This window comes from uncultured Gimesia sp., assembly GCF_937910335.1.
Taxonomy (GTDB): domain Bacteria; phylum Planctomycetota; class Planctomycetia; order Planctomycetales; family Planctomycetaceae; genus Gimesia.
The window spans coordinates 1-11323 of sequence record NZ_CALEMX010000466.1; the positions used below are offsets into that span (position 1 = coordinate 1).

General features: G+C 49.3%; 8 protein-coding genes. 6 read left to right on the forward strand and 2 right to left on the reverse strand.

The features are described from left to right. The first annotated feature begins 159 nt into the window (after window positions 1–159). The gene (locus Q0668_RS18465) at window positions 160–1101 is read left to right on the forward strand and encodes an isochorismatase family protein (RefSeq protein WP_298867323.1); all 942 of its coding nucleotides are present in this window, start codon (window positions 160–162) and stop codon (window positions 1099–1101) included. A 7-nt stretch (window positions 1102–1108) separates the two neighbouring features. Here Q0668_RS18465 and Q0668_RS18470 read toward each other — a convergent pair whose 3' ends face one another. After that, complete coding sequence (locus tag Q0668_RS18470) at window positions 1109–2620, reverse strand: FAD-dependent oxidoreductase (RefSeq protein ID WP_298867325.1); 1512 nt, start codon at window positions 2618–2620, stop codon at window positions 1109–1111. Between the two features lie 303 nt (window positions 2621–2923). On the opposite strand from Q0668_RS18470, the gene Q0668_RS18475 reads away from it, so the two are divergent. From Q0668_RS18475 to Q0668_RS18495, 5 genes are all read left to right on the forward strand, one after another. Continuing rightward, window positions 2924–5317 (forward strand): PSD1 and planctomycete cytochrome C domain-containing protein, encoded by a 2394-nt coding sequence (locus Q0668_RS18475; protein ID WP_298867327.1) that lies wholly within the window; start codon window positions 2924–2926, stop codon window positions 5315–5317. A gap of 48 nt (window positions 5318–5365) precedes the next feature. Then, complete coding sequence (locus Q0668_RS18480) at window positions 5366–6724, forward strand: DUF1501 domain-containing protein (protein ID WP_298867329.1); 1359 nt, start codon at window positions 5366–5368, stop codon at window positions 6722–6724. 153 nt (window positions 6725–6877) lie between these two features. Next, window positions 6878–8245, forward strand: a complete 1368-nt coding sequence (locus Q0668_RS18485; protein WP_298867331.1) for a sulfatase-like hydrolase/transferase — start codon at window positions 6878–6880, stop codon at window positions 8243–8245. Window positions 8246–8354: 109 nt separating this feature from the next. Further along, the gene (locus Q0668_RS18490; protein ID WP_298867333.1) at window positions 8355–8978 is read left to right on the forward strand and encodes a DUF502 domain-containing protein; all 624 of its coding nucleotides are present in this window, start codon (window positions 8355–8357) and stop codon (window positions 8976–8978) included. A gap of 95 nt (window positions 8979–9073) precedes the next feature. Then, on the forward strand, window positions 9074–9970 hold the full coding sequence (locus Q0668_RS18495; protein WP_298867335.1) for a metallophosphoesterase: 897 nt from the start codon (window positions 9074–9076) through the stop codon (window positions 9968–9970). Between the two features lie 20 nt (window positions 9971–9990). Here the strand turns inward: Q0668_RS18495 and Q0668_RS18500 are convergent, their stop codons facing one another. Then, entirely contained in the window at window positions 9991–11319 is a 1329-nt protein-coding gene (locus Q0668_RS18500; RefSeq protein ID WP_298867337.1) for a Trx7/PDZ domain-containing (seleno)protein, read from the reverse strand. Window positions 11320–11323 lie beyond the last annotated feature (4 nt).

An 11323-nucleotide genomic window follows, 5' to 3' on the forward strand; every position in this document is an offset into this window, starting at 1 on the left:
CAGATCTATTATGCGTGCAGCCGGATGCAAAGAAAAGTCCGGCAGAATCCGGGAATCAAGTAACTTGTTGAATTTCCACTCAATTCTGATTGAATTGCTGATCGCGCGAATACACAATACATATTGTAATTTTCCTTACTAATTTTCTCAGGAGCCATCATGCAAACAGAGTCTCTCGCGCACAGACGTCAATTTTTAAACCGCGTTCTTCAAGGTTGCGTGGCCGGCTCGCTGGTTCCTTCCTTCAGTTCGCTGCTGGCAGATGGAAAAAAAGAGACATCCCGCGGCATTCCTGCCGTTCCCGGGAAGCTGTCTGTCAAACTGCGAAAACGCACAGCGAAGTCACCCGCCAAACCGATCAATGAAACTGCAGAATGGAATGCATCGGAAACCGCCATTATCATTTGTGATATGTGGGCCGACCATCCCTGTAAGCTGGCAGCGCAGCGGGTGGATCGCATGGCACCGAAGATGAATCGGGTGATCTCAGAAGCACGCGATCATGGCGTTGCGATAATTCATGCTCCCAGTGGTGGAATTGAACTCTATGAAGATACTCCTTTTCGCGCCCGAATTAAAAGAGCCGCGTTATTAAAACCACCTGTTCCCATTCAAAGCTGGTGTTATCTGAATCCCGAGAAAGAACCTCCGCTCCCGGTCGACGATTCAATCAAGCGCTCTACCGAATCGAGTATTCGTGGCTGTGATGATCCCGAAGCGAATTACAAAAAGAATACGGACCGGCATCAACATGCGGCAATCAAAATCATCGGTCACGATGTCATCAGCGCGAACGGGCAGGAGATTTATAATTTTCTGGAACAGGAACAACGAAAGAACATTGTCATCATGGGCGTGCATACCAATATGTGTGTTTTAGGTCGTCCGTTTGGAATTCGTCAGATGAGATATCTGAATAAAAACGTGGTGCTGTGCCGCGACTTGACGGATGCATTATATGATCCCCGAGATCGGCCTTATGTAAGTCATACCCGAGGCACGGAAATGATCATCGAACACATTGAAGAGCATTGGTGCCCTTCGATTCTCGGACGCGATTTGACCAAGGTCATTCCGGGGTCGAACAATCCGGATAGCTGAGAGGCATTTATTCGGAATTTCCCAGAAACTCGCCGACCAGACGGCCGCTGGTAATGGCCCAGGCGATGTGCAGGCCGTGTCCCCAGAGAACCTGTCCGCCCATTCCATTACAGCCGATGGCGTATAAGCCGGGGATCGGGTTCTCGTTTTCGTCGAGTGCCTGCAACCGTTGATTGATGGCAACGCCCCCTTCGGTGGTTGTGAAATAGGCTTTGGCAGGCCCTAGTAAAACCCATCGATTTCCTGTCAGTGGGTGGATATCTCCCGTGCGTCCACAGGGATCGGCTTTCTCGCCGGCAGCGTACTGATTGAATTGTTCAATGGCTGCGGTTAAATGTTCGACGTTCAAATTTCGCTGTTGTGCCAGTTCCTGCAATGCAGGGGCTTCGCCGCTGACATCGGGACGTAACTTGAGATAATCATTCACGTATGCATATGCAATTTTTGGGGCCGTCGAAATAAAATGTGGCCACTGACTATAGTGGGCGGCGATGCGTTGATCTAACAGAATAAAGGCTGCTTTTCCGGTCTGCTCGGAGATCGCGATTTCGCGTTGCGGCGAATCTTTTTCATTACAGAAACGGTGTCCTTCTGAATTCACCAAAATCGCTCCGTCGTCAAACAACGAATTTTCGGGGTGCTGCCAGGTTAAGAGCAGTCGTTTGATGCGCCAATTGATCAGTGCTTGTGGCAGGTAGGGGACCAGTCGTCCCATCAGTTTTGCGAGGAGACCACTGGTGGGTAGAAGTTGTTCAAAAGGATCACCGGGAGGGGGCACAAAACGGAGTTCCGGGCCGTAAGTAATCTCCATATTCAGGAGTAAAGCGCCGACTTGTTCTGCGAGGAGATGGCCATCCCCACAGGCTTTTGGATTGACGCCTTCAATGGCTTTGAATTGATGACCTTTAAAACGACTGATGATTTCCGGTGCATTCGCGTAATCTCCTGCTGCCAGGACAACGCCCCGTTTTGCACTGATTACTTTTCGTTCTCCGCCAATTGATGCGACGACACCTGTGATGTGTTTCCCATCAGACATGAGTTCGAGCACCGGCGCATTACAAACAATGGTTCCTTTCCGCTTCATAATTTGAGATTGGAATGCAGCGATATAAGCTTTCGCATTCGGCACAATATTGTGCATGCGGGGAACACGATTGGGTGGTTCCGGATTGGGTCCGTGAAAGTATAACCCCATGCCGCGGAGCCACTCCAGTGTTTCTGCAGTCTGACCCAGAAAGAAACGCCGCAACTCATTATTACTTTGGTTTTCAATTTCCGGTATGGCGAATTTCCCGGCATCTTCTTCATGAGCATCAGCGCTGTCATCAATTCCGGCTTCGCGCTGCATGCTGGTTCCATTGGCCGTAAAGGAACCGATGGCCATGCCGGTGGTACCGCCGAGCTGAGGCTGTTTTTCGAGAACCAATACGCTGGCGCCCTTCTCCAGCGCACGCAGTGCAGCCGCCAGACCACTGCCGCCTCCGCCCACAATAATCACATCGTACTCGGATAACATGTTGCCACTCACTGCTGGAATTCTATGCTTAAGATGATTCAATCGTACCAGAAACAAGCCTCCAATGGAAAACGTTTACAGTATGCCAGATGCTCATCCTGTCTCTATTTCGAACCCTATTAAACCAACAGAATATAACGGTTAAAACTGGTATTGAGAAAATCGTAGTGTTGGGCTCTTTTCGATGTCGAAAGATTATTAAGATTGTTGACTTATATGTGACCCCGAAGTATGATCTATGCTTGTCCACTAACTCTTGCCTAAACGCGTACGACTGCTCCCTCCAGATAAGAATTGTCGGCCATGCGTCAATGTTCCATCCTGATCTCTGTCGCCTGTTGGATTATCGCGATCTCGTTCTATGCAGTGGGACCGGTCTGGGGTGCAAAAAAACCGGCTGGTAAATTGGCTCACTCCAAAATGGACGCCAAACAGCGGGCCTTTTTTGAGAACAAAATTCGTCCGGTCCTCGTCAAGAAATGTTATTCCTGTCATTCCTCAAAATCAGAGGAACTGGGAGGCAAGCTCCGCATGGATACGCGTGATGGCATGCGCGTCGGAGGCGAATCGGGTCCTGCCTTTGTGGAAGGGCGGCCGAAAGAAAGTCTTCTGATTCAAGCCTTGCGTTACGATGGTCTGGAAATGCCGCCGAACGAACCGCTTCCCAAAGCTGTCATCAACGATTTTATAACCTGGGTCAAAATGGGTGTACCCGATCCGCGTATCGATCACCCTTTGATTGCAAAAAAGCCAACGATCGAAACGGCGGTCACGAATCCCGCACTCTGGTCGTTTCAGCCGGTCGCTCACCCTGATCTACCCTTGGTGCAAAATGAAAGCTGGTGCTATGATCCGCTCGATCATTTTATTCTCTCGCGCATCGAATTTGCTGAATTCACTCCCACACATGATGCTGCTCCGGTGAGACTGGTACGGCGTCTCTATTTTGATCTGATCGGCCTTCCCCCCTCTGCAGATCAGGTCGAGTCATTCATTGCCGATTATCAACAACGTCAACAACGGGCCGTCGCTGCTCTGGTAGACGAGTTACTCGTTTCACCACATTTTGGAGAACGCTGGGGACGACACTGGTTAGATGTAGCCCGTTATGGCGAATCCAATGGCAATGATGGCTTAAGCCGCAACCCTACGTTTCCTCATGCCTGGCGGTATCGTGATTATGTCATTCAGGCTTTGAACAACAATGTGCCTTACGATCGTTTTCTGACCGAACAGATTGCCGGAGATCTGTTGCCCGCGGATTCTCCCGAAGAACGCGACCGACTGCTGGTCGCAACCGGTTTTTTGGCGCTGGGTTCGAAACCGGCAAAAGCGATGAACGTCAATTTTGATATGGATGTCGTGAACGATCAGATTGATGTGGTTAGCACAGCAATCATGGGGCTTAGCGTGGCGTGTGCGCGTTGCCATGACCATAAACATGATCCGATTCCTACCAGTGACTATTACGCGCTGGCCGGCATTTTCCTCAGTACTGAAACCATGTGGGGTTTTGCCGCCAATCAACCATTAACAGCGCCGGAAACTCCCCTGCATGTCCTGAAGTCGAAGAACGTCTATGTTCATCCGCCGGACAGCGGTGCGAAACCGGTAATCGATAAGTATACTTTATCGAGAAAAAAGAAGCCGAAAAACGTCTACCCTGCCGGCACAGCGCTGGCAATGGGGGTCCGTGAAAAGAAAAAGCTGGTCGACTGCAAAATTAATATCAAAGGGGAATCCAAGAAACTGGGTCCCAGTGTACCTCGCGGATTTCTATCGGCCTGTAAGATCGAACAGCCTCCTAAAATTACAGCCAAGTCGAGTGGTCGTCTGCAACTGGCCGCGTGGCTTACCTCTGCAGATCACCCGCAGACCTCGCGGGTGATGGTCAACCGGATCTGGCAGCATCTGTTTGGTCAGGCATTGGTTCGCACGCCTGATGATTTTGGCGTGTATGGCGAACGCCCCACCCATCCCGATTTGCTCGATCATCTGGCGACCCGCTTCCGTACCGAAGGCTGGTCCCTCAAACAAATCATTCGTGATATCGTGCTGAGCCGAACGTACCAGCTTAGTACTTTTTGTGATGAGCAAATCCGGGAGTCAGACCCCGAGAATATATTCCATTGTCGGCACAATCGACGTCGACTGGATGCCGAATCGTTAAGGGACAGTATTCTGTCTGCCAGTGGTCAGCTTAACAGAGAACCGGGCCTGGGCTCAGTCATCGCGAATGTGGACGAGATGGTTAATAAAGCAGGTAACCTGCATCTGCCCTGTAATCACCGCAGCATTTATCTTTGCATGCTACGTCATGCCGAACCATCGGAACTATCAGCCTTTGACCTGCCCGACTCGACACGACCTGTGGGGAAACGAAACGAAACGACATTGCCGACACAGAGTTTATTCCTGATGAACAGTTCGTTTCTGATCGCACAGGCGCAACTCTTTTCCAAAGAGATTCTGGCGCTCTCTGACCTGGATGATACGGACCGCGTACATCAGGTTTACCGTCGGGCGTTGAATCGCGTTCCACAGTCGTCTGAACTCCAGCGGGCTTTAGCTCTGATTAAGAATGTAGACGCCGAACTGAAAACAAAGATTTCCCAGGAAGAAATTCGTCGTGTGACAGTCTGGGCCACACTCTGCCAGGCCTTACTGACTTCGAATGAATTTCGTTATGTTGATTAAAGACAAGAGCGACACATGAAAAACGATCACAACCAAAGGAACAATGTTATGCCGGGAATGTCACGTCGCGAACTGTTAAGTTCCGCCTCTTGTGGTTTTGGCTATCTGGCGCTGGCGGCCTTATGTGGCCAGAACTCGTTTGCCCGTGAATCGTCTGGCATCGCCAATCTTTCTGCCAAGGTACCGAAGCTTCCCGCTCGTGCCAAACGTGTGATCTTTCTCTGCATGAGTGGTGGTCCCGCGCAACTGGATACATTCGATTTCAAACCACAAACTGGCAAAAAGAAACATGCAGGCTCGGTTTTCAATTTTGCGCAGCATGGTGAGAGCGGTCTCTGGATTTCAGAACTCTTGCCGGAAACCGCGAAACACGCCGACAAATTGTGTGTATTGAATGGCATGCATGCGGATACCTCGAACCATGCACAAGCATTTCTGCAACTGCATACCGGTGATCGACTACGTCCGCGCCCCAGTCTGGGTTCCTGGGTCGTTTATGGATTGGGTACCGAAAACCAGAATGTTCCCGGATTCATCAGTCTGTATCCTTCCAAGCCATCCGTTTATTCCAGTCAGTTTCTGCCCCCCATCTATGAGGGCACTCCGATTGGTCTCAACACCACGAATATGTCAACGGCCACGATTGGCAATATCAACAGCGATCATTTGCCGACCTCTGTCAAACGTCGCCAACTGGATTTTGTGCAGGCGATGAATCGTGAGCATGCCACGCTTCGTCCTGATGATTCCCGACTGGATGCCGTCATTCAATCGATGGAACTCGGTTTTCGGATGCAGATGACGGCACCTGAGTTGCTCGATCTCAGTCAGGAAACCAAGTCGACTCTGGAACGCTATCGTGTCGGCCAGGGTAAAACTGCCGGGACCTGTAAAGATTCGGACTTCGGTCGCCAATGTTTACTGGCACGTCGTTTTGCTGAAGCCGGCGTTCGATTTATTGAACTTCATCACGGCAGCTGGGACCAGCACAAAAATCATCGTGCTGACGTTACAGCGAATTGCGAATCGACGGATGCCCCGATTGCCGCATTACTGGAAGATCTGGAACAGCGTGGTTTGCTGGATGAGACACTAGTTGTCTGGGGAGGCGAGTTTGGCCGTCCGGGCCTGGTGCCGGAAAACAAGAAAGACGCGACTGGCCATAACGCGCGGGGCTTCACGTTCTGGATGGCAGGTGGTGGTATCAAGCGTGGTCTGGCTTACGGAAAGACAGACCCTACTGGCGCACGGGCCATTGAAGGCAAAGTTCATTTCCGCGATCTGCATGCCACCATTCTTCATCAACTGGGATTACAACATGACGAATTGAAATTCAAACAAGGTGAGCGGGAATTGCGACTGACGGGCGTCGAAGGCGGAAAAGTCGTAAAAGACATCATTGCCTGATATCGGCTTTCCTCAGATTGGAGCGCAGTTAAAAACACTTCCTGTTTTCATTATCAAATAATCATCTCGGGGTGATGCTATCGAAAATAGATACAATTGGTAAGCCAGAAGCGTCCGGCGACCTGCTCGAATCACGTTGGGAAGATACACATAATGCTCAGTCACAATCGAATTTTCCTGATTCTCTTTTTTCTATTTGTGATTCCTGCGAATTTCTTACAGGCAGCAGAGCGGCCTAACTTTTTGATCATTTTTACTGACGATCAGGGCATGCATGATGTCGGCTGTTACGGCAGCGAAATCCCTACGCCGAACATTGATCAGCTGGCGAAAGAGGGTTTGCTGTTTCGACAGTATTATTCGGCCTCAGCAATATGTACGCCTTCGCGTTTTGGAATATTGACGGGCCGAAACCCAAGTCGTTCGCAAGTTCAATTACTGGGCGCTTTGATGTTTATGAGTCCGGTGGATAAAAATCGCGGGATTCAACCCGGCGAAACCACCATCGCGGAAGTTCTTCGTAAAAACGGATATCAGACAGCTTTGATCGGCAAATGGCACCTGGGGCACGGCGGTAAAGCATTTCTGCCAACGTCCCACGGCTTTGATCTGTTTCGCGGACATACCGGCGGATGTATCGATTATTTCACGATGACGTATGGCAATATTCCCGATTGGTATCACAATCAGCGAATCGTTTCCGAGAACGGTTACGCTACCGACTTAATCACGGAAGAAGCAGAACATTTCTTGAAAAACCAAGAGACTAAGGAAAAACCGTTTTTTCTATTCCTGTCTTATAATGCCCCTCACTTTGGTAAAGGCTGGTCCCCCGGTGATCAAAGTCCGGTCAATATTATGCAGCCCCGAGGTTCGGATTTGAAACGGGTAGGGAACATTCAAGATAAAGTCCGGCGTGAGTTTGCCGCGATGACCGTGGCGCTGGATGATGGCATTGGACGCGTGATGACGAGTCTCAAAAACAACGGGCTTGATCAAAATACTCTGGTCATTTTCATGACAGATCACGGCGGTTCTTATGTTTACGGTGGCAGTAACCTTCCCTTTCGGGGGGCTAAAGCCAGCTTGTTTGAAGGAGGAATTCGCGTTCCCTGTATTATGCGCTGGCCGGGTAAAATCCCAGCGGCTAGCGAAACAAACGAAGTCACCTGGGCTCTTGATTTGTTTCCCAGTCTCTGTCACTTTGCAAATGTTGACACGGACGGATTGACCCTGGATGGCCAGAATCTTTCCGGCCTGCTTACTCAGCAAACGCCTGTCGGGCCGAGAGAATTGTTCTGGCAGCTCGGACCGCATAAAGAATTAAAGCGTGGGCGTTGGACCGCATTAAGACAAGGGGACTGGAAATATATCCAAAACGAAGCAGGTGAAGAATTTTTATTCGAGCTCAAATCCGATCCTTACGAGAAACAGAATCAGATAACGAATCAAGCAGACAAGCTACAATCATTTCAGAAACGCCGAGATGATCTTGTGAAAACGTTGTCCAGTAAATTCTAAAAAACATCAAACGCGCATAACATGAATTGATTTATTGATCGAAAGAGTTAACGTAGAGTTTCGCTCAGAACAAATTGAATTCGGCAATTTCGGAAAAGATGAGAGATTCATGTCACAGCATGTAAAAAAGAGTTTCGGCTTTTTAAAGACGACAGCCATTGGGGGGTTAATTTTTCTATTGCCCTTGATCGTGATCGGTGCATTAGTTGGTCAGGTCGTTCCGATTGTCATGTCATTAGCAGGTGTGTTATCGGAATATATTCCCGTCAAGACACCCTCGGGCATTGCCATGCTGGTTGCGATTTCGATTGCCATCGTCCTGCTGATGTGTTTTGCAGCCGGAATGGTTGCCCGCTGGTCGATTGGCAAAAAGCTGTCTAAATTCATCGAAAATAATCTCATTCTTTTGTTTCCCCGATATGCGATCTACCGCGAGCAGCTCAAAGGTAGTATTGGCGGTGATCACAACAAACCTGTCATGATTCCCGTGCTTGTACGATTTGATGATGTCACACGTGTCGCCTTTGAAGTCGAACGGACAGAGGGGCCTCTTGTTTCACTCTACCTTCCCGGATCGCCTGATCCCTGGTCTGGGTTCGTGATCTTTATGGCGCCCGATCGCGTGGAACCTATGAATATTCCGTTTTCCGAAGCGCTGGGAATTTGTGAGCGCATGGGCCGCGAATCATTGCACTTACTAGATCCACAAAAGTCTCTCCCACAAAATAAATGACGTTTCCGTTTCGCCTGGTCCCGGCCTGTTGTAAAATAAACTATTGAATTATTGAAATGATCCCAGCTTCCCTCTTTCATCAGTGAGAGCCTGCCATGCCCGTTCATTTGCCTGCCCAGAACCGCCGTCAATTCCTGCTCACTTTAGGTGCAGGATTTGTGAGTTACTCAACTGGCGCGTTTGCCAATGAAACACAATCTGAAATCGTTTATCTTTTGAACGATACACATATCGGCGAGAAGCATCCCGAGAACTCGCCCGTTCCCAGCCATTTGAGGCAGGTGGTCAATGAATTGACAAATCTGAAACAGAAACCCGCCTGTGTGTTGATCAACGGAGATCTGGCGTTAAAAGATGGTCAGCCCGGCGATTATCGTCATTTCGCCAAACTGATTCGCCCTCTGCATGAAGCCAAAATCGATACACATCTGACGCTGGGCAATCACGATGAACGCGATGTTTTTTATGATGTGATGAAAGAAGAACGGCCCGAGTCTCCCCCTGTCAAATCGCGGCATATTTCTGTTGTACAAACCAAATACGCAAACTTTTTTCTGCTCGATTCGCTGCACAAAACGATGGTAACACAGGGAACGCTGGGCAAAGAACAACGAACCTGGTTAGCGAATGCACTGGATGCGCATGCCGATAAGCCGGCGATTATCGTTACGCATCATAATCCGCGTCTGGGTGGAGACCCGCTCCATTTTCCCGGAGGGTTAACCGACTCGGTTGAGCTTTGGGAAATATTAGCAAAGCGTCCCCAGGTGAAAGCTTATGTACATGGGCATATTCACCATCGCAGTCACGCCGGGCATCAAGGCATTCACATTATCAATACGCCGGCGACTTCTTATGTGGGCAATCGTTCTCTCTCGACTACAGGCTGGACGGTCGCCAAACTGAGTCCGCATAGCATCACGCTGACGACGCGTACCAATGATGAGAATCATGCCTGGAATCAGAAAACGAAAACACTGAAATGGCGTTGAAGCCAATTCGAAAACGTCGATTATTTTTGTCGGGGTAATTTCAAGTGCATCTGTTTTTGCCCCCGGACTACAGTGACTTCAGTTGTCTGGCCGGGCTTTAATTCATTGACACCGTAAGCGAGAATATCTGTCTCACGAAGTAGATCATTTTTACCATCGAATGAAATGATCACATCACCTGCTTTAAAACCTGCTTTTTTTGCAGCGGCATGTGCTCCATATTGGCCTAAACGCCTGATTCTGAGAGCCATTTTGTTCTTAGCCGTTATCCCGGCATTTTTACGTTGCGCTTTGGTCGCCTGTTCAAGAACAGCACCGCCCAGCACCATTCTGCGCATGGGCCAACTGCTGACTCGCCAGGATAGATCATCCTTTCGCTTCCAGCCTGTCGGCAGATCAATCGTCAGATGACGCTGCTTTCCCTGACGAGCAATGACGGCCTGCAGTTGATCTTTTTCGCTGGCATGATGCAGTACCCATTGGACATCGGCAATGGAAAGCAGAGGCTGTCCCGCTATCGACAGGATCTCATCGCCCTTCTGAAAACCGGCCTGCGCTGCAATCGAATTGGGTTGAATCTCTTTCACAACCGCTTTTCGTTTCGGGTCCAAAATCAATCCCAGGATTTTGGGGTGTGGATACTGAAATAGAATCTGTTCGGGAAGCGGTTTCTGTTCTCTTAAATAGAAATCTCGCTGGGCATCGCCGATTTGATGGCAGTGGATACAACTCTTGACGATATCCTTTTTCTCATTGATTTTAGACCGATATTTTCCAGCCAGCATCGGGTACTTTTCGGGAGACGCCACATCGGGTCGTTTACCTGTCTTACCTTTGAGTGATGCTTTTATCGCGTCATAATTTGCATGCAACTTCAATGCCCCCTGCATTGCTTTCGAGAGCGCTTCTATCGAAACATCTTCGGACCAGAGCGTATGATGTGAGCGAGTGCCAAAGCGCCCATAAATGGTTCGGTCTGCATTCAGTAGAAACACCGCGAACGATTGATCATAGTCGTATTGAAACAGAGACAGATCCAATCCGTTTGTGGAAATCTGCCGGACTCGCACAAACTGATCCATCAATGGCTTAAGCTGAGGATCTTTCTCCATAAGATCTTCATCAAGTTTCACACATTCCTCACAGGGAATGCAGCGCAGGACTACGAGCAATGGTTTGTTTGTTTTTTTCGCCTGCGCAAAACCTTGCGCGAGATCGTTGTAGATCCAGTAGCCGCTCGATTGAACACGCTCTCGATCTCGCTTCACTTTTTCTTCACGCGTTTGTGCCTGTGAGAATGACGTCGTTGTAAGAATGAGAACAGTAAACAGGAAAATTCTGCTCAGCATCGAC